The sequence below is a fragment of the Metabacillus kandeliae genome, assembly GCF_021166585.1.
Classification (GTDB): domain Bacteria; phylum Bacillota; class Bacilli; order Bacillales; family Bacillaceae; genus Metabacillus_B; species Metabacillus_B kandeliae.
The window spans coordinates 116,392-142,705 of sequence record NZ_JAJOZE010000007.1 but is presented as its reverse complement, the minus strand read 5'-3'; the positions used below and the strand labels follow the sequence as shown (position 1 = coordinate 142,705).

Genomic DNA, 26,314 nt, shown 5'->3' with positions numbered 1-26,314 from the left:
CTTACTTAATGCCGGATTGAGTAATGCCTTTAATAAACTGCCTCTGTCCGATAAGGAAAACTGCGGCCATCGGCAAAGTGGCAAGGGTGGTCAGCGCCATAAGCTTTCCATAAGAAGAAACAAAGCTTCCCTGCTGCATAATGGCAATGCCTGTTGTAATTGTCCGAAGCTCAAGAGAGTTCATGGCTACAAGCGGCCATAAGAAATCGTTATATATTGTCATGAAGGTGAAAATGCCAAGCGTCCACATAATCGGTTTTGCAGAAGGAACAACAATTTTAATAAATACCTGCCATTTGTTGGCCCCATCAAGTACAGCTGCTTCTTCAAGCGCTTTCGGAAAGCCGCGAAAAAACTGATACAGCAAAAACACACCAAAGGCGTTCGAAGTGTACGGAAAAATTAAAGCAGCATAAGTATTCAGCAGTCCCATGTTTCCAAATTGAAGGTAGAGCGGGATAAACGTGATGACCCACGGGATCATCAGAGTGCTGATAAACATGGCAAGCAAAAACTTTTTAAATGGAAAGTTCAGACGCGCCAATGCATAAGCAGCCATCGCATCGATGAAAACGACAATCAATGATCCTGCAGCACCGGCAAAAATGGAATTAAACAGCCACCTTAAAATTGGAACGTTCAAGCCTTTTCCGAACAGGCTGTATACATAATTTTCAAAAGAAAAATCCTTTGGGAATAAATTCATGCTTGTCAGTGCTTCCGTATCTCCTTTAAAGGATGTGGAGACCATCCAAACCATCGGAAAAATGAAGAGGATGCCAAGAACTGCGGCAATCAGTACGAACGGCCATTTTTTCTTCATCAAGATGCATCAGCCCCTTCTTTATCCCTTGTCAGCCTGAATTGAATAATAGAAATGACAATCATAATCAGCGACATCAGAATCGCCATGGCAGAGGCCATACCGAGCTTTCTTTGGACAAACGCCTGATCGACAATTTCCATAAGCAGCACCTTCGTCGAGGTTCCTGGTCCGCCTCTTGTCATCAAGTACGGCTGTCCATAAATATTAAATGAAGCAATTGTCGAAGTAATCAGCACGAACAGCATGACAGGACGGATAGAAGGAAGGGTAATGCTTGTGAATTTCTGCCACCCGCTTGCTCCATCCACCGAGCCTGCTTCATAAAGCTCTTCAGGCACTTCATTCAGTGCATTGATAAAAATAATCATATTAAATCCAACCGTCCACCAAACGGTCGCAGCCACAATTGATACCCAGGCATACGGAAGCTCTGTCAGCCAACCAACCGGATCAAGCCCGATTTTTGAAAATAAAAAATTAACAAACCCTGAGTTGGTATCAAGAAGCCACAGCCATAGCACAGCAATAACGGATACTGAAATGCTGTAAGAGATAAAAAACAATGTTCTGAAGAGCCCTTTCAGCTTATCCGGAAGCTGCTGGACAAGAAGCGCAAGCAGCAGTCCTCCAATTACAAGACATGGAACAGAGTAAAGAACAAACTGCAAGGTATTCACAAGTCCATTAATAAAAACGGAGTGAAAGTACGTGCTTGGATCAAAGATTTTGGCATAGTTCCGAAATCCAAGAAAAGGGTGTTCGGCTCCAAGAAGATCCCAGTCAAAAAAGCTGATGTATACACCATATAGAAGCGGAACGAGCAAAAACAAAATGAACACTGCCAGGTACGGCAGGACAAACAAAAAGGATGTGAACTTCGAACGTTTCGTTTCCTGCATAACTTCTCACCTCTTTCTGATGAATTATCGCTGGTACTGCTCTGCTTTTCTTTCCGCATCCTTTAATGCCTCACGCGGTTCTTTTTTATCAAGCAGAACGAGATTCACCTCCTGGAATAAAAAGTCTGAAATTTGCCCCCAGTTTTCAACCTGCGGCGGGTATTCCGCAAAATCGAAGGACTGAGCTACTTTTGGCTGCTGGTTCAGTTTGTTAAACTCCTTGCTTGTATAAACCGCTTTTGCGGCAGGAGCCTGTCCAGATTCTGCCCACGACATCCCGTTTTTCCCAGCAAAATCAAGGAAGCTTGTAATCGCAGCGATTTTTTCCCCTTCTTTTCTCTTAGGAACAACAAAATTATGAGAATTTGCCCAAACCTTCAAGGATTTGCTGCCTATTTGAGGAACAGGCGCTACACCGAAATTCAGCTTGGAATCTTCAAACTGGCTGAGCATCCATGGACCATTAAAATGCATCGCGTTTTTTCCTTGCAGAAAAAGCTTCAGATCGCCGTCAATCGCCAGACCGCTTGGAGAAACTTTGTCTTTATAAATTAAGTCCTTTTCAAATGCAAGAGTTTTAACGGCTTCTTTCGATGTATAGCGGAACTTGCCATTGCTGAACAGCGTGCCGCCGTTTTGGGAAAGCAGAGTTTGGAATAAAAACGGCTGTGTTCCCACAGTAGGAACAGCAAAACCGTACTGCCCTGTTTTGGGATCTGTTAATTTTTTTGCATATTCCAAAAATTCCTGCTGGTTTTTAGGAGGTCTGTCCGGATCTAAGCCAGCTTTTTTAAAAGAGTCTTTGTTCCAATAAAACATAAGCGGATGAATATCAAGAGGAATTCCGTATCTAACGCCATTTACGGTAGAAGCTTTAAGAGCCATCGGATGATAGTCACTGTCACTGATTTTGCTGTTTTTCGTCAGTTTGTCCGCGCTTAAAAGCAAGTCCTTTGAGGCATAATCAACAATGCGGTCAGCGTGAAGAATCATTAAATCAGGCAGATTATTTTTTGAACTCAGCGTCAAGTTGACCATTTTGTAGTATTCAGAGGATGGAATGATCTGCAAATCAGCATGATAGCCGCTGCTGCTGCTGTTAAAAGCTTTGACAATTTCCTCGAACTTCGGACCGTCGGGACCGGAAAAGGGCACCCAGATGGTGAAATTCTTATCACTAGCAGCCGCTTTGCCTGCTGACAGTGAACACCCTGAAAGCAATCCTCCAAGCAGGACGAGCACGAGAAAAAATACTGGTGCTTTTTTCAATGTATCTCCCTCCTAATTTAAGCGTTTTCACTATTTTGATAATTTCATTATTACACGTATTTATTTATTATTTCAACTTTTAATATAATAAAAAAACCCGTACACTAGGTCCGGGTTTAGCATTTATGCTTTATTTTCAGGAGCAGATCCTGTTCATAGTTGCCGAATTTAGAACCGAAAATATTCATCCCGCCAACTTTTGCAGCATCCTTTTTCACACCGAATTGAACAGAAATATACGGTTTTTCATTTAACTTTAAGTTCTTTACACTGACGCTTGAAATAGGGGTACTGTCAATAAAGCTTCCTGCTTCATTCACTTTCCATTGCTTAAGCATGCCGTATTGAGTGTTATGGTCTTCCCACCAGGATGGCGTTAAAAAGCCACGTTCTCCTCCAAAATCTGAAGGGGATGTCCAGGTGCCGATTTCAACTCCGTTGATCCAGCAAGTGATATCTGACGGCCAGTCCTGCTTGTGATAAGGCGCTTCAGAACATAATTCAGCGCTAAGACTAATCTCTTCCGCTTCAGAGCCATAAGGAATTCTGTTCGGAAAATGATATTCTAAAAAACCGCTGCGAAACCAGATCAGCTGGGCGTTTTTTCGTTCAGGTTCAAAAAAAGCCCTTGGATCATCCAAAACATTAATGATGTTTTTTTCACTAACAAGCCCGCATGTTGGTTCTGCTTCACAATTCACATACTCGCCAATCGCCATTTCGATTGTGATGAATTCTTCCGTTTCTTTGGTTTTGCTTTCTAAATCTATTATAATCCGGTCATAGCGCTTGGAACTTATTTTTTGGCTTCCTCTTCCAGGCACAACCTCTGTAGAGATCAGCCCTGCTTCCTCCAATTTTTTAATATTGGCTGCAGCTGTTGAAAATGGAATACCGAGTTTTCCGGCAAATTCATTCACATTCATCGGCCCGTCTGTTAATAGCTCAAGCATTTTCATTCTTTGCCGGTTTCCTACTGCTTTGCTTACTTCCAATGCTTCCTCGAGCGTTAATTGCAAAACTCTCACGGCCTGCCTCCATTTCATTACAAAGAAAGTTGTTATAAAGACTTATAAACTACTTTCCTTATGTTGTCAATGAAAGCTGCTAGCTGTTTTCCTCATTATGAAAAGGGAAACTCATCAGCCTCTCGAGGTATTCCTCGCTAACGCATCCTTCTGCTCCACAGATAATTTCATTCCAGTAGCCCTGCGGAGGGGAAATCTCTTCTTCTTTATCAATAACGAGAAAGGTCAGCACATCCTCGATTCTTTCTCCGTTTACTTCAATGTCAAGGAAGGCAGGACGGTATACACTTCCTAAAACGCCCTCCCGTTCGAACAAATACTCCAGTGCTTCTTTTTTAATTTTGTACACTTTGCCCTCAACAGTACCGCCTGTTTCAATCATATCTGCCCTGCCGCCATCAGCCGCACGCCTAGTAAAAGCAAGGTCATACCCTTCTGCAAGGCCTCTGCCCATCACAGTTTTAAAATGGTGATCGGCCTGATGTTCGATAAATCTCTTTTCATCCATACAAGAACCATATGCAAAATAAAGCAGTTCTTTTTTTTGCAAATAAAGATGGCATTTCCAGTCATTGTGCCTGACCCGCTTCATTCCTTGTGTCTGGCCGGCATCGTATACATAAGCCATTGCTTCCACTTCACCCGTATCTGTTTCAACCTGCAAGATTTTTCTGCTGTAATCATTGTGTTCTCTTTTTGCACTGCATCCTTCCAGCTCATCAATAGCTTCCAGCTCCCTGCTTGATACCTCTATCAGTTCGCCATAAGCTCTTTCTTCACCGCTCTGAACAAGGACCGGATAGCCTTCGCCAGTGTCATAAAGCACGCCTCTGGTAAAGCATTGTTCTGCAGCGGCAGAAGCATTCTTTCGGAATGCCGCGTTTGCCATATGCCGTCTCAATGTACCGTAAACAAAAATCGTATGCCTGTCATTTTCCACATTTTCAACTCCCTATTCTCCTGATGCACATTTTCTTATCCTATCTTATTAAAGGCTCTTATCCAAAGATTTCGTTTTTCTTTTGACTGCAAAATTGCTGATTAAAACGTGCGAAAGCAGAAGCAGAAAGCCTAATGCTGCAAACCCCATGCCTCCTGCAAATCCCATTGTTCTGCTGCCGAATGCCTCAATCAGTCCCCCGGCAGCAAGCATGGAAATTCCAATCAGACTATTGGAAAGGGCAAGCAGCACACCGAATATTTTCCCCTGCCATTCAGTTGGCACGGATCTCATGATGACTGTGTCAAAGCAGGCATTGCTTACTCCTGAGAAGAAAGCAAGGCTAACATAAAGTATGGCAGCGGCTGCGGGTGATGCCGTAAAGCTAAGCAGGATCAGAAGCAAGCCTTCAGCAATTAGAGACGTAAAACCAACCGGTACAAAATGCTTTTTCACTTTGCCTGAAACCGCAAAGCTTATGCAAAGCCCAATCCCTAAGCAGCCATAAAAAAGTCCGACGCCAAGATCGCCAAGCTTGAATTCTTCCACTGCATATACACTGATCAGGACGTTATCTATTCCATTAAAAATAGGAAGCAAAGCTTCACCGAGAAATACAGCACCAGCACCGCCTGAAAAGAAAAGAATTTTGCCTGCAGCTCTCCAATTTCCCTTTTTTTCAGCTGCCTCCCCTGGGACACTGCTGAATACATCATTTGGAAAAAAGGCGAGGATGCCGGCTGCCAAAAAGAAGGAAAGGCCATTCAGCCAGAAACTCATTTCAGCACCCAAAAGATAGCTGACAGCTCCTCCAAAAAAAGCCCCTATAATAAGGACAAATCCTAAAGAAACTTGTTCAAGGCTGTTAACCCTAACCAAATTTTCTTTTTTAACACACAGGGAAATAAGTGACTTTCGTGCAGGCGCGTAAAAACATTCGCCCAGCGCCAGCATAAAGGAACTGGTATATATTATCCACAAGTCTTCCTTTGTATGAACAAATGCAAAGGAAACAGCAAAAATCACTCTTGACAGGTCAGCTGTAACTAATATCTTCTTTTTAGATAATCTATCAGCAAGATAGCCGCCAAGAGGCCCAAACAGCAAAAAAGGAATCAGCCTGACAGCGAGTGCCAATCCAGCTGCGAAACCGGATCCTGTCATAGTTAAAATAAGCCCCAGCATGGCAACCTGGCTGAATCTGTCACCTATTCCATTCACAATTCCTGCAAGAAAAAGCTTTTGATACCTTTTTTCTTCCTTTAATAATGCATACACCGTTTTCAGCACCCCATTAATTAGATGATTATCTAATTAGATATTTTTAAGAAAAGCTGCGGATAACCGCAGCTTTTAGCCTTTTGCCCACATTTCCGGCGGATTCATTTCATATTTGCTGTTTTTCCGGTACATAAACTGATTCATCACGAGCTCTCTTCTAAGTGTGGCAAAATCTTCGTGAAAAGTCTTTAGAAATTCGTTTATTTCTTTTTCTTCGTAAACAACTCCCTGTTTCAGCCCCTGGACCATATGAGTCATCACCATTATTTTTTTCTTCCGCTGTGCAGGGATCTGCTTCAGCTTTCCGTCAGGCGTTATAAAATTTTGTACAACCTGGCTGTATTCTTTCCCTTTCACTTCTGTTTCCTCCCCAGCTTCTTCTGCTATCATCCTTAATATGGCGGTAGCGCTGAATTCCAGCTTTTTTGCGTTCAGCGTAAAATAGATGGTGTTTTTTTCCCTTCGCTCCTGAATAAGCCCGAGTTCTCTGAGCTTTGCCATATGGTGGGTTATTGTCGGCGGCTTTAACCCGAGTTTACCAGCGATCGCCTGTCCATGAAGCGGCCCGTTTTTCAAAAGAGCAAGTATTCTGATTCTGGTTGGATCACCAAGTGTTTTATGAAAATTCACCATTCTGTCTAACTGCATGTAACTCCCCTCACTTCTAATTAGATATTAATCTAATTAGATAGGTATCGCAACCCTTTTTTTTACAACAGGCATGGCCAAATATTGTACGTTCCCCTCCCCTGTTTGTTACACTTGTAGAGAAAACGGTTCCATCTATAAGCAGAGGAGCGATAGTGATGATCAAACTCATGCAGGAAAGCAGCCGGTATGTCAGCGACATGGTAGAAGGATTGGCCCTGGCTTTTCCTGACCGGCTGAAAAAGCTTGAAGGCAATGTAATCACAAGAAGCGATGGCCCTGTGAAAGGAAAAGCGGGACTTGTATCTGGAGGAGGCAGCGGCCACGAGCCGGCCCATGCAGGATATGTTGGAGATGGAATGCTTGATGCAGCTGTGTTTGGGGAGGTTTTTACATCGCCTGTCCCTGATTTAATCTTGGAAGGAATCAAAGCGGCAGACTCCGGTGAGGGTGTGCTGCTGATTGTGAAAAATTATTCTGGAGACGTCATCAACTTTGATATGGCAAAAGAATTGGCCGAAATGGAAGGCATACATGTTGAAATGGCTGTGGTGAATGATGATGTTTCGATTGAAAAAACAGAGGACAGAAGAGGTGTAGCCGGCACCGTTCTTGTACATAAAATTGCCGGAGCTGCAGCTGCTGCCGGAAAGCCCCTGAGTGAAGTAAAGGCGATAGCCGAAAAGGTGATCAGCAGAGTGAGGACAATCGGAATGGCCCTTTCTCCCTGCTATATGCCTGAAAGCGGCAAGCCCGGCTTTGAACTGAAGGAACAGGAGATGGAGATCGGGATCGGTATACATGGCGAAAGAGGTTTGGAAAGAAAGCCAGTCGCACCTGCTGCTGACATTACGGCAGAGCTGCTTGGAAAACTTTTGCCTGAAACAGCACAAAAAGAAGTGGCATTAATGGTAAATGGAATGGGCGGCACACCGCTCTCAGAGCTGTATATTGCTTACAAGTATGCAGCTGAGCATCTGAAGGAAGCAGGCTATACAATAAAGAAAGGCTATGCAGGCAATTATATGACAGCTTTGGAAATGCACGGATTTTCCATTACATTGCTGCCGGTAGATGAAGAGCTTCTAACCTATTTGAAAGCCCCGGCAAGCACGGCTGGTTTTCACGAAATGGAGGAAGGAATATGAAATTGACTGCAGCGGGATTGCAGCAGGCACTCATTTCAGCAGCTGATGAAATAGAAAACCAAAAAGACGCACTTACTGACCTGGACAGAGAAATCGGTGACGGGGATCATGGCATCAATATGGCGCGAGGTTTTCAAGCGGTCAAAAAGGAAATGGAGTCACAGGAGAATACGGAGGATCTCGGCGAGCTCTTTCCAAGGCTGCCGGCAAAGCCCTGATTGGATCTGTGGGCGGCGCCTCAGGTCCTTTATTTGGCACAGCCTTTATCAAATTTGCTTCCGCCTGGGCCGGAAAATCGGAAGTAGAGCAAGAAGATCTTCAAAAGGGTTTTAAAGAAGCCGTTGAAGGGATAAAAATGCGGGGTAAGGCAGAAAAAGGCCAAAAAACAATCATCGACATTTGGGAGCCGTTTGGAGATGCTTTGGCAGGTAAAGAGAATCTTGACAAAGTGATTGACGAAGCTCTTGAAGCAGCAAAAGAACTGCAGGCTTCAAAAGGCCGTGCCTCTTATTTTGGAGAAGCAACGAAAGGCCTTCATGACCCTGGAGCACTTTCAAGCGCCATCTTGCTGAAGCAGATTGCGGGGGTGCTGCATGGTTAATTTGATTCTTATTTCACATAGTGAAAAGCTTGCAGAAGGGTTAAAAGAGCTGTTAAAAGAAATGGCCCCCTCTGTTCCAGTATATTCGGCAGCAGGGCTTCCTGACGGCAAGCTCGGGACAGATGCATCAAGAATTGAGCAGGTGCTGTCGCAATCAGACAGTGATGCGCTGGTACTGGCAGACATCGGATCTGCAGTCATGAATGCTGAAATGGCCATTGACATGTACAGCGGAAATCACACGATCCGCTTTGCTGATGTGCCTCTTGTTGAAGGTTCCTTTTTGGCAGCAGTTCAAAGCAGCCAAAACCACACGCTTATGGAAATTGAAAAAGCACTGCAGAAAGAATTTTCCTGACGAAAAAAAAGCAGGAAGCAAGCCCTTTATGGATTTGCTTCCTGCTTTTTTCATGTTAGAGCTGAGCAAGGCGCTTCCGCTTTTCTATATTGTCCAGCTCCAGCCGCTAGCCCCTCGAGTCACTTCAGAAAAAACCAAAAAGTCAAAACCCGACTTTTCGGTTTTTTCTTCCAGCGCTTGTCGGGGCTGATCGAGCGGCTTCCGCTTTTCTTATAGCCCCAGAGAGATATACTTCACTTCAAGGTATTCTTCAATTCCCTGTTTGCCGCCTTCTCTGCCAAGTCCGCTTTCTTTCATTCCGCCAAATGGCGCTTGGGCAGTTGATGGGAGGCCGTCATTAAGTCCGACGATTCCGAATTTTAAACCTTCTGAAATTTTTATACCAGTGGAAATATTTTCAGTAAATACATAGGCTGCAAGTCCGAACGGAGAAGAGTTGGCCTCTTTAATGGCCTCATCAGCGGAAGATACTTTTTTGAGCGGCGCAACAGGCCCAAACGTTTCTTCATTCATGCACAGCATGTCATTTGTGGCTTCGCTGATGATAACCGGCTCTATGAAATATCCTTTTGAACCCGGTGTGTTTTGCGTCCCTTCCACTACTTTGCCGCCTTTATCTTTTGCATCCTGAATGTGATTTTTAACCTTCTCGAGTGTATCCTGATCAATCAGCGGTCCAATGGTTGTTCCTTCGTCCATTCCATCTCCGACTTTCAGCTTTGAAACCGCTTTTTGAAATTTTTCGAGGAATTCTTCGTAAATGTCTTCGTGAACATATCCTCTATTCATACAGATGCACGTTTGTCCGGAGTTTCTGAATTTGGAAGCAGCCATAGCTTCTGCTGCCTTATCAAGATTCGCATCATTCATGACAATAAAAGGGGCATGGCCTCCAAGCTCAAGGGAAATCTTTTTCATTGTATCTGCAGAACCTTTCATCAAGGTTTTCCCTACTTCTGTTGAGCCGGTAAAGGAAAGCTTGCTCACCCGGTCATCTTCAAGCCATGCTTCGCTGATTTCTTTGGAGGAGCCTGTTACAACATTCAGCACTCCCTTTGGAATCCCTGCTTCATGCGCAAGTTCAGCTAGCTTTAGAGCTGTGAGCGGTGTCGCTGATGCAGGCTTCACAACAGCTGTGCAGCCTGCTGCAAGCGCCGGTCCCACCTTACGCGTAATCATCGCAGCAGGAAAATTCCATGGAGTAATCGCTGCAATGACTCCAACCGGCTGTTTAATGACAAATAAGCGCTTGTTCTGCGCTGATGCAGGGATGGTTTCCCCGTACACTCTTTTTCCTTCTTCAGCAAACCATTTAATGAAGCTGTTGGCATAATCCACTTCACCGATGGCTTCTTTTATCGGTTTTCCTTGTTCCTTTGTCATTAATTTGCCGATCTCTTCCCTGTTTTCTTTGATCAGCGCATACCATTTTTCCAAGTAATCCGCCCTTTCATATGCTGTAAGAGCTGACCACCCTGCCAGTGCTTCATGGGCAGCATCTGCTGCTGCTCTTGCCTCTTTTTTTCCGCCTTTCGGCACTGTAGCAAACACTTCCTGAGTAGCTGGATTTTCGATATCCAATGTTTCCTCACCGTTCACCCATTCTCCATTTACATAATTTGAATAAGCTTTCAACTAAAAAACCTCCCTCTAAATAAACTGCTGCATCCTTATATGTTCCACTAATGAATAGTGAGCCAAACCTTTTCTCATAGACTGTGTTGATTATGGCGCGGTAAGTTTCACCCTGGGCTGACAGGGAATAATAATAGAAAAGAAAGTTAGGAGTGTTTCAATTGGACCGTAAAAAAACAGCCCTATTTGCTGCAGGTATCAGCATATTTGGCGCGATCGCCGTCCAGCAGTTTTTAAAATTCAGAAACACTGTCAAAAGTATGCACGATGACGATGAAAAATACTGGTAATCATTCATACTAGTTTCGCTGATCAGGGATAAGATTCCTTTAATAGTAGGATTATGAATTAAAAAAAGCCGGCTATGCCGGCTTTTTTTATAGAGTAAACTTTGAAGTCTGCAGCTGCAGATCTTCTGCCATTTTAGAAAGCATGGCGGCAGAAGAAGAAATTTCCTCTGTGACAGCAAGTGATTCTTGTGAATTAGAAGCCGTTGACTGTGCACCAGAAGCAACAGTCTTCGCAGCTTCAGAAATTTCCATAATGGATTCTTTCACTCTGGCTGTGCCATCAGCCAGCTTTTCAGCTGCCTCTGCAACAGTGTTCACTTCATCTGACACGGTTTTGGCGAAGGCAATGATTTCTTTAAAAGAGGTTCCTGCCTTGTTTATGGCTGATATTCCTCCAGAAGCTTCCTCAATCGTTTTGTCCATTTTTCCAACTGCTGCAGCCGTTTGGTTTTGTATCACTCTGATAATGGAAGAAATTTGGCTTGCTGAATTGGCAGACTGCTCGGCTAATTTTCTGACTTCATCTGCAACAACCGCAAATCCTTTCCCTTGTTCGCCTGCGCGGGCCGCTTCTATAGCTGCGTTTAGGGCAAGCAGGTTTGTCTGATCAGCTATCCCTGTAATAATCGAAACGATGCTTCCGATTTCAGCAGATCTCTGTCCAAGCTCTTTGATCACGTTTGATAGCTCCTCAGCATTACTGTGAATGGTATTCATCTGATTGATGGAAGCTGTGATGTATCCGTCTCCCTCTTTTCCTTTTTCTGCTGCTGTTTTGGCTGATTTTGAAGCAGCCTGAATATTGGCAGACATCTGCTCCGCAGACCCTGCAATCTCTTCAAGCAGACCGCTCCCTTCCTGAATGGCATTCATTTGCGTCTCAGCTCCTGAAGCAAGCTCCTGAATTACTTCGCTTGTCGCTTCAGCAGAAACAGTACTTTGCTCTGAGCTTGCCGTCAGTTCTTCTGAACTTGACGCAAGCTGTACAGATGCCAGGTTCACATCTGCAATTAATTTCTTTAAGCTATCAATCATATGATTAATGGATAAAGCTAATATGCCGATTTCGTCTTTAGTCCGGACATTTATTTTTTCAATTGCCAGGTTCCCTCCGGCTACCCTCTCAGCTGCTTCAGTCATTTTCCGAAGCGGCTTTATTTTTCTTTTAAAAATAAATAAGCTGACCGACAATGAAAGCAACAGCAATATCGTGCTGCCGGCTGTCATTGCAAGGCAGATGGTCATTTTTTGGCTTGCTTTCTCTGACTCGCTTGCTGCCCAGCCATCTAATTCTTTTTGAAACTTGTCAAGCGGGCCTGTAACCTGCGCCTTGGCATTAATATAGGCAGGTCCGAAAACAAACTGCCTCGCATAGTCCATGTTCCCTGAGTTAACTGCCTTCATGCCGGCATTTTCCAGTTTTACAAGCATGTCTGATTTCTTTTTAGCCTGCTCAACTAAAGAAAACAGACTTTCTGGCGCCCCAAGCTCCTTTAGCCTTTTTACTGCCTTGTCCCTCGTTTTTGTTTCGTTAACTTCCTTCCAATATTCGTTATAATATTGTTTTTCGCCAAATTGTACGTAGCTTCTGACCTTATCTGTTAAGAAGTCAGATGCGCCTTCCAGCTCATTGGCCAGACTGCTGAATTCCACTTGCTGCCGGAATGCCTCTTCTCTTGCCGTCATGCTTGAAACCAAGAGTGACAGGCTTGTCAGAATGGCTGCTGCGAAAAGGATTGTGAGTGCAACCATCGTGTTTAATAGTGATGTAATTTTCATGTATAGTCCCCCCATCTATACATCGGCCATCCTTTGCAAATGTTACAGCCTTTTCTGGCTGGGAGGAAAAGATAGAGTCTATCTCTTCATAAATCTTCCATTCTTACCAGCTGCTATTAGAAATAGAGATTGAAAATTTTATCGAAAGATGTTATTTTGTACTATGGCTGAGTAACTCATTCCAGGAGGTATCTTACTTGAATGCAAGGTCTGATAAACACAGAAAAAAGAAAAAAATAAGATGGGGACGAATTATATTTTCACTGGTCCTCCTCATAGCTGCTGCCGGAGGAATTTATGTATATGCGCAAATAAACAAGGGTCTGGCAGAAGCCAAGGTTGATGCCCCTGTTAAAAATACTGAGTTCCAAAAAAACTTTCATTCTGAAAAACCGAAGGATGGCAAAATCAATATTTTGCTTCTCGGAAGTGACTCGCGCGGCGAGAAAAATGCCCGCTCTGACTCTCTTTTAATTGCCCAATATGATGAGCGGAGCCATGTCCCTAAATTGGTTTCGATTATGAGAGACAGCTATGTTCGGGTGCCGGGACACGGCAAGCAGAAAATTAATGCTGCTGTAGCATTCGGCGGTCCAGAGCTGTTAAGACAGACAATCAAAGAGAATTTTGATATTGACGTTAACTATTACGCGATTATTGATTTTCAAGGCTTTCCAAAAATCGTAGACAAAATGGCGCCAGACGGCATTGAAGTGAATGTTCCGCATACCATGTCCAAAAATATCGGTGTGACACTTCATAAAGGCGAACAAAAGCTGAATGGGAAAGAACTTCTCGGTTATGTCCGCTACCGCCATGACAGCCAAAGTGATTTTGGGCGCGTTGAAAGACAGCAGGAAGTGCTGACGAAGCTCAAAGATCAAGCAGCAAGCTTTAATGGCATTATGAAAATGCCTGAACTTATCGGTTTAGCTCTTCCTTATATTGATACAAATATTGATCAGAACATGATGATTACCGTAGGGAAGGATTTTGTTACAGGCCAAGCCGGTGCCATTGAAAAATTCCGAATTCCTGAAGACGGTACTTTCGAAAATAAAAGATATGAAACAAAAGGTGACGTTCTGGAAATTGATATTGATAAAAACAGAGAAGCACTGAAAGCTTTTCTGGAAGGCAACTAAAAGGATGCATATTGCATCCTTTTCTTTTTACCTAAGCTTCCATTAAATGGATCAAAAGGGTAAAATAGACTTACGCTCTATACAGTTCATTAGGAGGAAAAAGCATGGAAAAGAACAGTTCTTTTTATGATGGCTCCAATCTAGTTCAGTCAGGCACTGACGGGGAGAAGACTGAGTCTTTTACTTTGACCGATGAAGCGCGTAAAATGCTTGGGTGCAATCCCTTTAGCACAGATTCTTCTGAAAACGCTTCCTCTTAAGAAAAGCGGAGGCCGCTTGTTCAGCCCCGACAAGAGTAAGACGATCAGCCGGAGAAAGGCGGTTTATCCTTTCTCTGGATGAGCGGCTTATGACCTCGAGGGGCTAGCGGCTGGAGCTGAACAATTAGGAAAGCGGAGGCCGCTCGTTCAGCCCTGACAAGAGCTGGAGGAAAAAACCTAAAAGTCTGGTTTTGGACTTTTAAGTTTTTTTCGAAGCGACTCGAGGGGCTGGAGCTAGAGCTAACTATGTACATTTTTAAATTCTGATCATATATAAAAAGCGCCAAACCCTTTACACCGGGTTTGGCGCTTTTTTAAGCAAACGAGCCTACAGTAGATACACGCTCCATTTTCCTTTTAACTCTCTGGAGGGCATTATCAATGGTTTTAACAGGGCTGTTCAAGTCTTCAGAAATTTCAACGTAAGACTTTCCTTCCATGTAGAGTGACAAAACGTTTCTTTCCAATTCACTTAGAAGTTCAGCGATTTTCTGATCCAGGTCATCAGATTTTTCCTGTTTGATCAGCCATGCTTCAGGATCCATGGATTGGGCGCCAGTGATAACATCGAGAAGAGTATAATCCGATTCTTCCCCGTAAATGGGCTTGTACAGGGAGATATAGGAATTCAGAGGTGCATGCTTTTGCCTTGTTGCGGTTTTAATGGCCGTAATAATCTGCCTGGTAATGCACAGCTCTGCAAACCCTTTGAAAGAAGTCAGCTTGTCCGAACGGTAATCTCTAATCGCTTTAAAAAGCCCGATCATACCTTCTTGCACAATATCTTCCTTGTCTCCGCCAATAAGGAAATATTTACTGGCCTTTGCTCTTACAAAATTGCGGTATTTTTCTATTAAAAACTCCAGAGGCTCTGTTTCGCCATTCTGCACAAGTGCGACAACACCATCATCTTCCATTGATTCGTAGACTCTAAATGTTTGCATATTATCCCCCCGCATATCCCTGTTGATCGGCCATGCTTTCATTTTGTCTTTGTGCCTGCTATCCGGGCAATATCTCCGATAGATTTATAGTATCGCAATTCCGTGCTGAAAGATATTTTCAAATTTAGACGAATACCTTCAACATACATGATATTTTGATAAAATTCCACCTCTTCCAAAGAAGACTTTCTGCCTTTCTGTCCCATCTTTATACTGAGTGTCGATAAAAAATTAGAAAAAAGCCTTTTTTTAAATAGGCTCTATTACATTTGTCTGTTGATTTCCGCTGCTGAGAGACGCTTTCCGCAAGGCGGGCGCTCAGGCTCCCTTAGCGCCTGCTTAGGTCTCACCTGTCCCGCTGCTCCCGCAGGAGTCCCCCGCCTGGAAGGCAGCAGCAGGTGCATAAAGATCAACTTTCTTCTTTAACATAGTTTTTAAATAAAAGAAAAAGCCCCTATCAAGGGACTTTTTAGCAAATCAGCTATTGACTGCTGAATTCATGTCAAGTTTGTACATCTTTGCAGATTCATAGACTTCCCCAAGGCTGTCATTGGCGCTTTGAAAGTCAGCATTTGCTGCATCTAGAGAAGGAGCCGGCTTTTTAAGCTCTGCCGCTTTTTCTTCATATGATTTTGCCAGCTTTTCAACGACGGACTGTAATTTTTCCTTTTGTCCGCTGACATCCTCTGATACTTCAAAACTTTTTAAAGCAGCAGCTGTTTTTTCTGCAGAAGCAGCGGCTGCTGATTTCATTTCATCTGTTGGCTTTTCTTCTGAAGCTTCATAAGCATTTAAATCCCGATCTTGCTCATTGACCGCACCTGTAAGCTTTGAGTAAAATTTAACAAGTCCTTTTTTCAATGCAAGCTCAGTATCCTTTTGATCTGCTTTGGCTTCAGCCCCATTTGTTTCTTTAGCCTTTGGCGCGCTTCCGCTTGTACCGCATGCAGCCAGACTGATAGACAGCAGGAAAACAGCAGGCAGAGCAACAATCTTTTTCATAATATCCTCCACTGGTTTTACGAGTATTTTCCTAATAAGGATGCGTTTTCAACCCTTTTTATTATAATCACCATTTTATAACAATACAATTATATTTTTCTAATATTATATAATTTTAGTTTTTTTCATAAAATTGCGCTGATACTGAAGAGGATCACTGTTATTTATAAAACAATTCTTTTCCGCTAAGCTCATACAGCCTGCATTTTTCATAAAGGCTTGTCTTCCCTATCCCGAGAACTGCGGCTGCTTCTTTCTTATTCCCTCCGCAAATTGCCAGCGCATCGATAATGGCTTTTTTCTCAGCCTTTTGCATGGTTTCTTTTAAAGGCTCCGGTTTCCTTCCAAAAAGTTCCCATGATTCAGAATGAGGATCTTCTGATGAGCTTTGCCGCTTGCCTTCCTGCAAATATAAAGGAAGATATTCAGGATAAATGACCGTGCCTTCCATAACGTTTACAGCTCTTTCCAGCACATTTTCGAGTTCGCGGATATTTCCGGGCCAGCTGTGTTTCCTGAGGAGGGAAAGTGTTTCTTCCGGCATTTGAATTTTGGGGCGGTGAAACTTATCTTCCAGTTTTTTCAGAAGCATCGCTGCCAGAGGGCCAAGATCATCAATCCGCTCTTTTAGAGAAGGAATATCAATTTTAATCACATTCAGCCGGTAATAAAGATCTTCTCTGAACTGTCCGTTCCGGACCATTTCCTCGAGGTTTCGGTGTGTCGCTGCTATTACCCTAACATCAAGCGGCACAGGCGCCCTTCCGCCGATCCGCTCAATTTCCTTTTCCTGCAGCACGCGAAGCAGCTTTGTCTGCATTTGAAGAGGCAGATCGCCAATCTCATCAAGAAAAATGGTCCCTCCGCTCGCCAGTTCAAATTTCCCTTTTTTGCCGCCCTTTTTCGCTCCAGTAAAGCTTCCCTCTTCATAGCCGAATATTTCTGATTCAAACAGGTGTTCAGGAATGGAGCCGCAGTTCACCCTCATAAATGGCGCATGATTTCTTTTGCTTGCCTGATGAATCGAATGGGCAAACAGTTCTTTTCCTGTTCCTGAAGCACCTAATAACAGCACGGCTGAATGGCTGTCGGAAACACGTTCTGCAAGCCTCTTGGCAGCTGTAAATTTCGGGCTTTCCCCGATTAAGTCCCCAAAATGATACTTGCTGTAAAGCTCTTTTTCAAACTTCGTTTTATAATATTTGAGCTCTTCCAATAAAGGCTGCAGCCTTCTAGAATAGTCCAGCCATTCCTCAGGATTCCGGAACATGACTGTACCGACTGCACCGACAAGCTCTCCTTTGACAAAAAGCGGATAACGGTTGGCAACCATTTCACTGCCATTAATCGGATGAATCGAAGCCACTTCTGCTTTCCCTGTCTTTGCTACAATCTGCATGCGGGAATTTTCTATAACCTCCTGCACAGGTCTGCCTGCCGCATTTGCTTCAGTAACATTCAAAAATTCACAGTATGCTTGATTAATATAAAGAATGATGCCATCGCGGTCTACAACGACCATACATTCCGCAGCAAGGTTCACAACTTCTTCAATCCAGTCTTCAGGGAGTGTATGTAAATTATTTGGCAATGCCGATCAGCCTCCTATCATAGCCTGTAAATATTTTTTCAATAAATTAATAGTTTTCCCTTCCTATATGATATACTAAGTCGAAAATAAAATGAGGAAAAATCCTCATTATTTACCACATAAGAAAAGGATGAAAGAACGAGTGAAATTGCACCACAAGATCGCTTTTGCTTCCATAGTTCTGTCAGGCAGCCTATTAAGTGTTTACCCCGGTTCTGCAGCTCTCGCTTTTGACGCTTCTAAACAGGCAATGCTTTTGCAAAAAGACACCGCCTCCTACAACCAAACTATTAATTCTGGAAATCTTCAAAAACTGGACAGCTCATACGATTCTTTTACAAGTTCCATTAAGAAAACAGAGCTCGCCATTGGCAAAACTAGCGGAAAGAGTGTCCGCCAAAAATTAAATGAAACCTATATTAGACCGGCAAAAATTGCGAAAGAAAGAGTCATATATGAAATTTCCGAATATCGATTGCTGAACTATATTAACAGCAAATTAGTTCAAGCCAATATCGAAACAGCTGATGCAGATTTCGCAAAACTGAACAGGCTTCATCAAAGAAGCATCAGCATAAAAGCTGCTGGGAACTACAAAGCCCTTCCCGCTGCTATTTCCAGAGAACTTGACAACATGAAACAAGCTCAGCTTAAAAAATACCACTTTTTGAAAGAATCATTGAACCCAAATAATCCGGACTTTTTGTTTCCGCGGCTAACTGAGCTTAAAAATAAATGGGAATCTCTTTCAGAGCAGTCCAAAAAAGATTATGCAAGAAAAGATTCCTGGACCCTTGAAGGTTATTCAAAATACCTTGGCTATCTCCCTAAGCATACCGGCTTTTTGTATCATTTGACAGGGGACCAGGAGTATAAGAAAATGACCTCCGATTTTATCGCTCTGTACAGGAAATTCTATATGTATGACGGAAAGCTGATGTCTCCTGAATACGCTGAAAAAGGATGGTGGTATCGGGATCCTTTTGCCAGAGACAGCAATAGTTTGTTTGAAGCCTATAAATACACCGGCTCCAAGGAAATTCTGTCTTTTGTAGACGAGCAGGCTGCTTTATGGATAAAAAAAGTTCCTAGAGAAAATAACAATGGTTACACTGTATTTCCGTACGGAATTTCATCTAAAGGGGAAATCGGGCCGATTGAGATCAACCCTAACCAAAACCTTCAAATTGCCATGCTGTTTTCATCCCTTTATTGGGAGCCTGAATCCGATTTTTATCAAAGTTCATTGGCTAAAAGCATTGTAATGAATGAAACAGAAGCTGTTCTCTCTCTTCAAAAGCCGAATGGAGCATTGCCGCTGACCGAGAATCTTCCGCTTGTAGAAGATACAAACTATGGAGGCTACTCAGGCAATATGCTATATGAGCTTTCTCAAATGTGGGGAAAAGAAAAATGGATAGAATCAACAGCTGACATTGGCCGCTGGCTCTTTAAGGAATATACGATGGATCATCCGTGGAATCTTCCTGAAGACAAGCCTAATTACGCCATTGACCGCCAGGAAAGCTTTAACTTAATCAGCAGGACTCTTCAGTTTTACGCTGCAGGGATCCCTGATGCATCCGTTAAAAGCTGGATCAGTTTTGCTGAAAGAAAGTTTCCTGATGAAAAGCTTTATTTGCTTGAGCGGTGGTATTTTTATCAATCAATCCCGCGTGATTACCTCGACAGCAGAATCACATTAAAAAATCAGCTGCCGCCTCAAATGTATGCTGAATTAACTGCTGACCAGGCTTCCGTTCGAATTGCTGCTGAAGAACTTAACTCTTGGCAGATTACAGTAAAAAATACTGAAAATGGCCAGACCGTGCTGGAAAAAACGGCTGCAGATGATGCGGCATTTGAAATGACACTTCCAAAAGGAAGCTATCAAGTCACAATAGAAGCAGCAGAAGCAAATGGAAAGATAACGAAGCAATCGAAAATGCTGGCGATTGATGGGGATAACACTGTTATTCCTGCACAAGTTCTGCTTTTTGACCGCGATCATCGGTTTTTTGAAAAAATAAAATAGAAAATATGAAAAAGCCCTGTGCAGGCATAGCTTTATCTATCCCGCACAGGGCTTTTTTTATTGAACTGTATATCCTCCATCAAGCACAACGGCTTGCCCTGTTACCCCTCTTGCTTTGTCACTCGCTAAAAATACCGCATAATCTGCTATCTCCTGCACCGAAAGCAAACGTTTTTGAGGGACCAGCGGGTATATGACTTCCTCCAGCACGCTTTCTACAGGCACATTGCGCGTCCTTGCGAGATCAGACATCTGATTCAGCACTAAAGGAGTTTCAACATAACCCGGACAAAGAGCGTTAACCGTAATGCCAAGCTCTGCTCCTTCAAGCGCTGCCACTTTTGTTAAACCGATTACACCGTGCTTGGCACTGTTGTATGCCGCCTTGCCGGAAAAGCCGATCAGCCCGTTAATGGAAGCCATATTAAGGATTCGGCCGAATTTTTGCCGCTTCATTATTGGGAAAGCGAGCTTTGTGGCGATAAATGGAGCTGTCAGCATGACCTTTATAAGCAGTTCAAATTTTTCTGTTGGAAACTCTTCAAGTGAAGAAACATGCTGCAGTCCGGCATTGTTAACCAGAATGTCCAATCTTCCGTATTGCTCCTCCACTTTTTGAAACATGCTTTTGAGAGCCTCTTCATTTGTCACGTCACAAGCAATGGACGTGCTTTTATATCCGCTCTCCGTTAATTTATCTGATGCTTTCTTTCCCGCTTCTTCATTAATATCCGATATGATGACGGCTGCGCCCTGTGCGGCAAACTCTTTTGCAGTTTCAAATCCGATACCGCTGGCTGCTCCAGTGATCAAGGCTACTTTTTCATTTAATAGGGCGTTCATCTGCCTGCTCCCTTCCTAATTGTGTTTTGGTTCTTATTGAAGTCCTGTAAGACTGTAGATTGCAATGATAACAAAGACCGCAGCAGTTTTCAGAATCGTAATCATAAAGATGTCTTTATAAGATTGACGGTGTGTTAATCCTGTAACAGCAAGCAATGTAATAACTGCTCCATTATGAGGCAAAGTATCCATACCGCCTGATGCCATTGAAATAACTCTGTGCATGACTTCCGGAGGAATTCCAAACTTTTGAATCGCTTCTGTATATTTATCTGCCATCGCACTTAAAGCGATCCCCATCCCGCCAGAGGCAGAACCTGTGATCCCGGCAAGAGTTGTCGTTGTTACAGCCCCGTTAACAAGCGGATCTGTAAAAGTTGTAGATATTCCATTGCTGACCGTTTTAAACCCTGGAAGCGAAGAAATAACGCCTCCAAAACCATATTCAGCCCCTGTATTCATTGCCGCTAAAAGGGCTCCGCTGATTCCGATATTAAGACCTTTCTGAAAATCAGTGGTGACTCTTTTAAAGTTGTAGGCCATTGCAGAAAGAATACCGATGACAAGAGCCAGTTCAACAGACCATATGGCAACAACCGCTGAAATTTCCACCTTGCCAAAAGCTTCGAGATTGATGGAAGCAAAATCAAAGCCGTTCGGATACCACTTTGGAAAATAAACCGTAAACACTTTATTCATTACACCAACTAAAACGAGCGGGACAAACGCCAAAATTTGGCGGGCAGTGCTTTCTTCTGTTTTGGAAAGAAAGCCAGGCTGATGATCAGGAGCCAATCCGGTTTCTGAACCTGCCGCAATTTCACTAACCGGCCCTTCATAGCCCTCTCCCTCTTTCGCTGCCTTTTTCCGGCGGCTTTCGAGATACAGCATGCCAAGGCCAAATACAAACAAAGCACCAATGATCCCCAGCCATGGAGCAGCATAGATGTCTGTTTTAAAAAATGTCGTTGGGATAACATTTTGAATTTGAGGTGTGCCTGGAAGAGCATCCATCGTAAACGTAAACGCACCGAGTGCAATCGTTCCCGGTATCAGGCGTTTCGGAATATTGGCTTCCTGGAACATGTTTCTCGCAAACGGATAAACAGCGAACACCACAACAAACAGACTGACACCGCTGTATGTGAGGATGGCGCCCATTAAAACAATGGCCAGAATGGCACGCTTTGCACCGACAAGCTTAACAATTGTGCGGGCAATAGATTCGGCAAGCCCTGACATTTCTACCACTTTTCCGAATATTGCCCCAAGCAGGAATACCGGAAAATACATTTTGATAAAGCCAACCATTTTTTCCATAAATACATTTGAGAAGAAAGGCAAAACAAAACCCGGGTCCGTAAGCAAAACAGCAAACAATGCACAGATTGGGGCAAACAGGATAACAGAAAATCCTCTGTAAGCCACAAACATCAGCAGGCCAAGGGCCAAAAGAATAATAATAATTTCCACAAGCATCCCCCTTATTGGCAGTCAAATAGTAAACGCTTACAAATAATTGTGCGTTTTTATCTGCTTATTACTATCTTAAAGCAAAAACCGTGCCAGCATTTTATTAATTAAAAAAATTCTGATATTTATTTAGCAAGTTAACTAAACTCCTTCATCAGTCAGCGTTTCTACTCCCTTTTCACAGACCATGTTTTTCTGTATAAATTAATCCTTCCAGATATGCGGAAAAAACCTTGTCCTCTCTTTCCGCAATTACGGAATTTTCCGGTATTGCGGAATTTCAATGGCGGAAGTTTTTGTTTAAAACTCCTTCAAATGGCTATCTCCTTTTTTCTGTAGCTGAATAAGCACCTGCATCAGTTAAGCCATCTGAGGTTAATAAGCTGAAGGTTGAGGAAACACGGATTAACGGTGTAAAGGTTTAAAGCAGATCATAATTTATCATGGCGGTGCTGTTAATGGGCATTTAAAAGGGGCTGGGACATAAATGAAACTACTATCCTCAAAGGCGAACAATGGCTAAATGATATGAATAGTTCAGCTTGAGGAACAGGTTCGTTCCATTGCGCTGCAGCCACTCCATTCCACTAAAGTTTACGATCCTTTGAAAGAATAAAATCTTCTTAAACCAAATAAAAACCCGAACGATTAGGGGAATGATTTCCTTAAATCCACTACTCATTCGGGTTTTTCATTGTCTGAAATACTTATGTCCCAGCTTCTTTTTATGTCTTCAAGGGATTGAAAACAACCATTTCTTTTTTATAAAATAATTGTAATGGGAAAGGTGGCCTCCACATGGAAAAAGAAAAAACAGCCAGTTCGAAATATATCCAGCAGCATTTAGCAAATGAGCGGACATATCTTGCCTGGATCAGGACAGCAATCGCTATTATCGGGATTGGATTTCTCATCACAAACCTGCATTATACTTTTATGTCAGAATCCTCCTCAGAAGCCAATACACTCACCCTTATCATTGGAATAGCTTCCATTGTGTGCGGTATTTCGCTAATTCTGTTTTCGGCTTTTGACTATATTCGAAAAATGAAAAGAATTGATGAGCAGACGTTTCAGCCTGCAAAGCATTTGATTATCTGGCTGTCGGCAGGACTCTCACTGGTTGTACTGATTTTTTCTCTTTACTTTTTCATCATTTTTGCAAAGTGAAGCTTTTACCTGATTCTGCCGCTCTGTTCCCTTGCTTCTGCCAGTCTGTTAATGGCATAAACAACAGCACCTGTTCGATAATCGGTTTCATATTGCTTTGCTGCTTACATTGTATGATTGTAAGCATCAAGCATCATTTCCTTCAGCTTGTTTTGCAGCTCTATGAATTCTTCAGAAAGCGAAAGCTTCTCAGCAGCTTTGCCGATTTGCCTGTGAACAGCCTCCAGTGCGTTTTCCTTATAACCCTGTTTGGCCATTTTTCTCCCTCCTATAATTTGAACGTCAGTATTCTCTTTCCTATTTTCAGGGCAGGTAAATTTCATTTTCGCTGCTGTTAATGCTTGAGAAACAGAAAAAAGCTTTCCTAATTAAAAAGGAAAGCCTGATGTGTTTTAAAATTTTTCCTCATATTCTATAAAGTCCGGTGCTCTGTGGCCTGCCATCATTCCGTGATAGCTGATATCAAGGCCGACCTCTTCCTCCTCTTCGCTTGCCCTGAGCGGAACGATCAGCCTGATAGCTTTTAAGAACATCCACGATGCCGCAAAGCCCCATGCAGAAAGAGCAATCAATCCTGCTGCCTGAATCATAAGAAGGTGCCATCCTCCGCCCTGGAAAAGCCCTCCGTCACCCGAAAACAATCCGACAGCAACGGTTCCCCAGGATCCTGAAACCGCATGAACGGGAAAGGCTCCGACTGGATCATCAATTTTCTTTTTCTCAAGGAAGTTTGTCGCATAAATCATTAAAAGACCTGATACAGCCCCTATGAAAATGGCCGCCCCGTCACTGACAAATGCGCAGCCTGCTGTTATGCCGACAAGCCCTGCTAAAGAGCCATTTATGACAGAAGGCGCATCAGAACGATTATAGCGGAACAGGGTGTAAAAGAGTGCCGCTGCACCCCCTGACGCGGCGGAAAGCATTGTGACAATAGCTATATGTCCAATTCTCCCGTCTGTGGCGCTCAATGTGCTGCCGGCATTAAAGCCAAACCATCCGAACCAAAGGAGAAAAGCACCGACTGAGGCAAGGGGCAAATTGCTTGGCAGGGCAATGGAGCTTGACCCTTGAGCTGTATACTTTCCTTTTCTTGGGCCGATCAAGATGGCTGCTGCAAGAGCTGAAAATCCTCCGAGAGCATGTATAACAGCAGAGCCTGCAAAATCCTGCAAACCAAGGTTTGCCAGCCAGCCGCCGCCCCATGCCCAGTGTCCTGCCACCGGATAAATAAACGCGGTCATTGCAATGATGAAAAATAAATAAGCTTTAAAATGTATGCGCTCTGCAACTGCACCCGAAACAATGGATATGACGGCAATTGCGAAAGCCGTTTGGAACAGCCAGTATGTATCAAGGGCAACCGGCACGTCTAAATGGGACAAATCGCCGCCTATTAAAAAACCGGTTATCCCGATGATTCCGATGAAATCCTTCCCATACATCAGGGCAAAGCCTATAAGATAATAACAAAGAGTTCCAAGTACAATGTCTGCAAAAACCTTCATAATAATGTTCACGTTATTCTTATAGCGGACAAAACCAGCCTCAAGCAGGGCAAAGCCTCCTTCCATCAGGATGATCATCGCTGCTGTCAGCACGACCCAAATGGTGTTCATACCGCCGCTTATTTCCTCGATGCTCATGTCTCCTTCCTCCTTTTCTGAAGCAGCAGGATTTCCTCTCTCAATTCAAGCGGCAAAGAAATTTCTTCTTTTGCTGAATTTTCAATCATTTCTGCCTGCAATGCTTCAATGTGCCTGACGAGCTGTTTCAATAGTTCTATTTTTTTAAATCGTTCTTTCACGAAAACCATATTTTCAACTGCCTGGTGATGTGCAGGAGGCCTGCCGGTGAAAAACTTGCGAAAAGGGGAAAGGGACTGATACATCGCTTCTTCTCTTCTTTTCTTTTGCTCATAAGCACTGATTTTATTTTTTATATCTTCTATGGCTGACAGCTGCTTCTCTTTTAATTCCGCTAAATACTGTTCTATTTCGGTGTGTTCCGCCTGGAGAATGACTTCACCATAAACTTCGTCAATTAAATTCATGTCAGATCTCCTTACACGATGTGTTAGTTTATATTATATGAACAGTCGTGCAGAGAGTCAATCAAGAAATCCGCAAATAAAAAATCAGCCGGCGGCATGACCTGGCTGATGACTGCTGCTCCCTATGATGCAGTAATGGCTTCATCCTGCTTTTTAAGAGAGTCAATATTTGATTGTGTGTCTTCAATATTTTTTTCTACTGCCGTGATATACATGCTGAGAAGCTGATGAATGTTTTCCTCACGATCGAGCCATGCTTCTGTAAAGTCGAGCATATTCTGTCCAATCGCTGATTCTGATGGACTAGGGAGCTTTAGAGCATTGAGAGCATTTTTCATATTGTTCAGCTGTCCTGTGACCTCGGCATGATTCAGTTTAATTTCAGGCATTACAGCCACCCTTTCAGTTTGTCATACACATCATCAGCGAGGTCTTTGCCTGCTTCAACAGCCTGCCTATATCCGCTGCAGAGCGCGCTTGCAGCATCAGCCGCAGCTTTTTCAGCTTTTAAAAAAAATATTTTATTGCCGATACTGGAGAGATAGCTATCATACTGGCTGTTAAATACTTCCTGCATCGCTTGATAAGCATCTTCCCTGTTTTGCTGAAAGGATTCCGCTCTTTTGCCTGTCCATAATTTCCCGAGCTCCGGCTGCATAATTTTATTAATTTCCCCTAATCCTGCATTTTGCTCTGCTGCGATTTTGCTTTTGGCCCGCTCAAGTCTTGCAATCTCTTCATCAAGTGCAGCTGATTTATTGGAGATCGTACTGTTTACGGCACTCAACAAATTTGTGACATCCATTTTCATCACCTCTGATTGTTCCTCTAACTAAATCCTATCATTTTTTCCTAAAAAGCCCAATCTGAAAATAGTCCTTCCTTTCCCGCAGAGGACAGGACTTTATGAGTGGATACTGCAAAACAATCTTACTCTCTTATCCTATTTTTCGCTAATCTTCCAGGAAGTTTCTCCTACTGTATACCCCAAACAATTTTCTCCTACACCCATTTTTTTCAAAGTTTACAATCATTTTTGCAGACTGTCCAAATATCGCTTAAAATAGATTCACTAGAGTCAGGAGAGGAGAATTTG

The 26,314-nt window shown here is 43.2% G+C and carries 28 protein-coding genes; 9 read left to right on the top strand and 19 right to left on the bottom strand.

Annotated elements, in window-relative coordinates; all coding sequences use genetic code 11:
• Position 1 precedes the first annotated feature (1 nt).
• The 7 genes from LRR81_RS15115 to LRR81_RS15085 all read right to left on the bottom strand — a co-directional run bounded on the left by LRR81_RS15115 (position 2) and on the right by LRR81_RS15085 (position 6,891).
• Positions 2-823 (bottom strand): carbohydrate ABC transporter permease, encoded by an 822-nt coding sequence (locus LRR81_RS15115; RefSeq protein ID WP_231790236.1) that lies wholly within the window; start codon positions 821-823, stop codon positions 2-4.
• Positions 823-1,725, bottom strand: a complete 903-nt coding sequence (locus LRR81_RS15110; protein WP_231790216.1) for a carbohydrate ABC transporter permease — start codon at positions 1,723-1,725, stop codon at positions 823-825. The genes LRR81_RS15115 and LRR81_RS15110 overlap by 1 nt, the downstream gene beginning before the upstream one ends.
• A gap of 24 nt (positions 1,726-1,749) precedes the next feature.
• The gene (locus LRR81_RS15105; RefSeq protein ID WP_231790215.1) at positions 1,750-2,994 is read right to left on the bottom strand and encodes an ABC transporter substrate-binding protein; all 1,245 of its coding nucleotides are present in this window, start codon (positions 2,992-2,994) and stop codon (positions 1,750-1,752) included.
• Between the two features lie 116 nt (positions 2,995-3,110).
• Complete coding sequence (locus LRR81_RS15100) at positions 3,111-4,022, bottom strand: ArsR/SmtB family transcription factor (protein WP_231790214.1); 912 nt, start codon at positions 4,020-4,022, stop codon at positions 3,111-3,113.
• Positions 4,023-4,101: 79 nt separating this feature from the next.
• The gene (locus LRR81_RS21385) at positions 4,102-4,962 is read right to left on the bottom strand and encodes a gamma-glutamylcyclotransferase (protein WP_231790213.1); all 861 of its coding nucleotides are present in this window, start codon (positions 4,960-4,962) and stop codon (positions 4,102-4,104) included.
• A 48-nt stretch (positions 4,963-5,010) separates the two neighbouring features.
• Positions 5,011-6,240 (bottom strand): MFS transporter, encoded by a 1,230-nt coding sequence (locus tag LRR81_RS15090; protein WP_231790212.1) that lies wholly within the window; start codon positions 6,238-6,240, stop codon positions 5,011-5,013.
• A gap of 75 nt (positions 6,241-6,315) precedes the next feature.
• Positions 6,316-6,891: a DUF2087 domain-containing protein gene (locus tag LRR81_RS15085; protein WP_231790211.1), complete on the bottom strand. Its 576-nt coding sequence runs from the start codon at positions 6,889-6,891 to the stop codon at positions 6,316-6,318.
• 158 nt (positions 6,892-7,049) lie between these two features.
• Here LRR81_RS15085 and dhaK point away from each other — a divergent pair, with 158 nt between their 5' ends.
• Genes dhaK through dhaM form a run of 4 tightly spaced genes read left to right on the top strand, consistent with a single transcriptional unit; the run spans position 7,050 to position 8,998 of the window.
• Positions 7,050-8,039 carry a dihydroxyacetone kinase subunit DhaK gene (gene dhaK, locus LRR81_RS15080; RefSeq protein ID WP_231790210.1) on the top strand — a complete coding sequence of 330 codons (990 nt, stop codon included), beginning with the start codon at positions 7,050-7,052 and terminating at the stop codon, positions 8,037-8,039.
• Complete coding sequence (locus tag LRR81_RS21380) at positions 8,036-8,257, top strand: DAK2 domain-containing protein (protein ID WP_331716346.1); 222 nt, start codon at positions 8,036-8,038, stop codon at positions 8,255-8,257. Before dhaK ends, LRR81_RS21380 begins: the two co-directional genes overlap by 4 nt.
• 8 nt (positions 8,258-8,265) lie before the next feature.
• Positions 8,266-8,640 (top strand): DAK2 domain-containing protein, encoded by a 375-nt coding sequence (locus LRR81_RS21375; RefSeq protein WP_331716345.1) that lies wholly within the window; start codon positions 8,266-8,268, stop codon positions 8,638-8,640.
• Entirely contained in the window at positions 8,633-8,998 is a 366-nt protein-coding gene (dhaM, locus tag LRR81_RS15070; protein ID WP_231790209.1) for a dihydroxyacetone kinase phosphoryl donor subunit DhaM, read from the top strand. The genes LRR81_RS21375 and dhaM overlap by 8 nt, the downstream gene beginning before the upstream one ends.
• Before the next feature lie 210 nt (positions 8,999-9,208).
• On the opposite strand, the gene LRR81_RS15065 is transcribed toward dhaM, so the two are convergent.
• Positions 9,209-10,633, bottom strand: a complete 1,425-nt coding sequence (locus LRR81_RS15065; RefSeq protein WP_231790208.1) for an NAD-dependent succinate-semialdehyde dehydrogenase — start codon at positions 10,631-10,633, stop codon at positions 9,209-9,211.
• Between the two features lie 161 nt (positions 10,634-10,794).
• On the opposite strand from LRR81_RS15065, the gene LRR81_RS21280 reads away from it, so the two are divergent.
• Positions 10,795-10,923 (top strand): hypothetical protein, encoded by a 129-nt coding sequence (locus LRR81_RS21280; RefSeq protein ID WP_269448677.1) that lies wholly within the window; start codon positions 10,795-10,797, stop codon positions 10,921-10,923.
• Positions 10,924-11,010: 87 nt separating this feature from the next.
• Here LRR81_RS21280 and LRR81_RS15060 read toward each other — a convergent pair whose 3' ends face one another.
• Positions 11,011-12,702 carry a methyl-accepting chemotaxis protein gene (locus LRR81_RS15060; protein WP_231790207.1) on the bottom strand — a complete coding sequence of 564 codons (1,692 nt, stop codon included), beginning with the start codon at positions 12,700-12,702 and terminating at the stop codon, positions 11,011-11,013.
• Between the two features lie 197 nt (positions 12,703-12,899).
• Between LRR81_RS15060 and LRR81_RS15055 the strand changes: the two genes are divergently transcribed.
• Positions 12,900-13,847: an LCP family protein gene (locus tag LRR81_RS15055; protein ID WP_231790206.1), complete on the top strand. Its 948-nt coding sequence runs from the start codon at positions 12,900-12,902 to the stop codon at positions 13,845-13,847.
• A gap of 104 nt (positions 13,848-13,951) precedes the next feature.
• Positions 13,952-14,107 carry a hypothetical protein gene (locus tag LRR81_RS15050; RefSeq protein WP_231790205.1) on the top strand — a complete coding sequence of 52 codons (156 nt, stop codon included), beginning with the start codon at positions 13,952-13,954 and terminating at the stop codon, positions 14,105-14,107.
• Positions 14,108-14,421: 314 nt separating this feature from the next.
• On the opposite strand, the gene sigH is transcribed toward LRR81_RS15050, so the two are convergent.
• The 3 genes from sigH to LRR81_RS15035 all read right to left on the bottom strand — a co-directional run bounded on the left by sigH (position 14,422) and on the right by LRR81_RS15035 (position 17,644).
• On the bottom strand, positions 14,422-15,051 hold the full coding sequence (gene sigH / locus LRR81_RS15045; protein WP_231790204.1) for an RNA polymerase sporulation sigma factor SigH: 630 nt from the start codon (positions 15,049-15,051) through the stop codon (positions 14,422-14,424).
• Between the two features lie 477 nt (positions 15,052-15,528).
• Positions 15,529-16,053 carry a hypothetical protein gene (locus LRR81_RS15040; RefSeq protein WP_231790203.1) on the bottom strand — a complete coding sequence of 175 codons (525 nt, stop codon included), beginning with the start codon at positions 16,051-16,053 and terminating at the stop codon, positions 15,529-15,531.
• Between the two features lie 160 nt (positions 16,054-16,213).
• A complete protein-coding gene (locus LRR81_RS15035; protein ID WP_231790202.1) occupies positions 16,214-17,644 on the bottom strand; it encodes a sigma-54 interaction domain-containing protein in 1,431 nt (476 codons plus the stop codon).
• A gap of 142 nt (positions 17,645-17,786) precedes the next feature.
• Here LRR81_RS15035 and LRR81_RS15030 point away from each other — a divergent pair, with 142 nt between their 5' ends.
• The gene (locus tag LRR81_RS15030; protein ID WP_231790201.1) at positions 17,787-19,679 is read left to right on the top strand and encodes a hypothetical protein; all 1,893 of its coding nucleotides are present in this window, start codon (positions 17,787-17,789) and stop codon (positions 19,677-19,679) included.
• A gap of 57 nt (positions 19,680-19,736) precedes the next feature.
• Here the strand turns inward: LRR81_RS15030 and LRR81_RS15025 are convergent, their stop codons facing one another.
• Both LRR81_RS15025 and LRR81_RS15020 read right to left on the bottom strand, forming a co-directional pair.
• Positions 19,737-20,522, bottom strand: a complete 786-nt coding sequence (locus LRR81_RS15025) for a 3-hydroxybutyrate dehydrogenase (RefSeq protein ID WP_231790200.1) — start codon at positions 20,520-20,522, stop codon at positions 19,737-19,739.
• Between the two features lie 33 nt (positions 20,523-20,555).
• Entirely contained in the window at positions 20,556-21,995 is a 1,440-nt protein-coding gene (locus LRR81_RS15020; RefSeq protein WP_231790199.1) for a GntP family permease, read from the bottom strand.
• Positions 21,996-22,793: 798 nt separating this feature from the next.
• Here LRR81_RS15020 and LRR81_RS15015 point away from each other — a divergent pair.
• Positions 22,794-23,165: a YidH family protein gene (locus LRR81_RS15015; protein WP_231790198.1), complete on the top strand. Its 372-nt coding sequence runs from the start codon at positions 22,794-22,796 to the stop codon at positions 23,163-23,165.
• A gap of 104 nt (positions 23,166-23,269) precedes the next feature.
• On the opposite strand, the gene LRR81_RS15010 is transcribed toward LRR81_RS15015, so the two are convergent.
• From LRR81_RS15010 to LRR81_RS14990, 5 genes are all read right to left on the bottom strand, one after another.
• Positions 23,270-23,422 (bottom strand): hypothetical protein, encoded by a 153-nt coding sequence (locus tag LRR81_RS15010; RefSeq protein ID WP_231790197.1) that lies wholly within the window; start codon positions 23,420-23,422, stop codon positions 23,270-23,272.
• A gap of 135 nt (positions 23,423-23,557) precedes the next feature.
• The gene (locus tag LRR81_RS15005) at positions 23,558-24,811 is read right to left on the bottom strand and encodes an ammonium transporter (protein WP_231790196.1); all 1,254 of its coding nucleotides are present in this window, start codon (positions 24,809-24,811) and stop codon (positions 23,558-23,560) included.
• On the bottom strand, positions 24,808-25,218 hold the full coding sequence (locus LRR81_RS15000) for a hypothetical protein (protein WP_231790195.1): 411 nt from the start codon (positions 25,216-25,218) through the stop codon (positions 24,808-24,810). The genes LRR81_RS15005 and LRR81_RS15000 overlap by 4 nt, the downstream gene beginning before the upstream one ends.
• 122 nt (positions 25,219-25,340) lie before the next feature.
• Positions 25,341-25,607 carry a YwqI/YxiC family protein gene (locus tag LRR81_RS14995; RefSeq protein ID WP_231790194.1) on the bottom strand — a complete coding sequence of 89 codons (267 nt, stop codon included), beginning with the start codon at positions 25,605-25,607 and terminating at the stop codon, positions 25,341-25,343.
• The gene (locus LRR81_RS14990) at positions 25,607-26,032 is read right to left on the bottom strand and encodes a DUF5082 domain-containing protein (RefSeq protein ID WP_408631613.1); all 426 of its coding nucleotides are present in this window, start codon (positions 26,030-26,032) and stop codon (positions 25,607-25,609) included. Before LRR81_RS14990 ends, LRR81_RS14995 begins: the two co-directional genes overlap by 1 nt.
• Positions 26,033-26,314 lie beyond the last annotated feature (282 nt).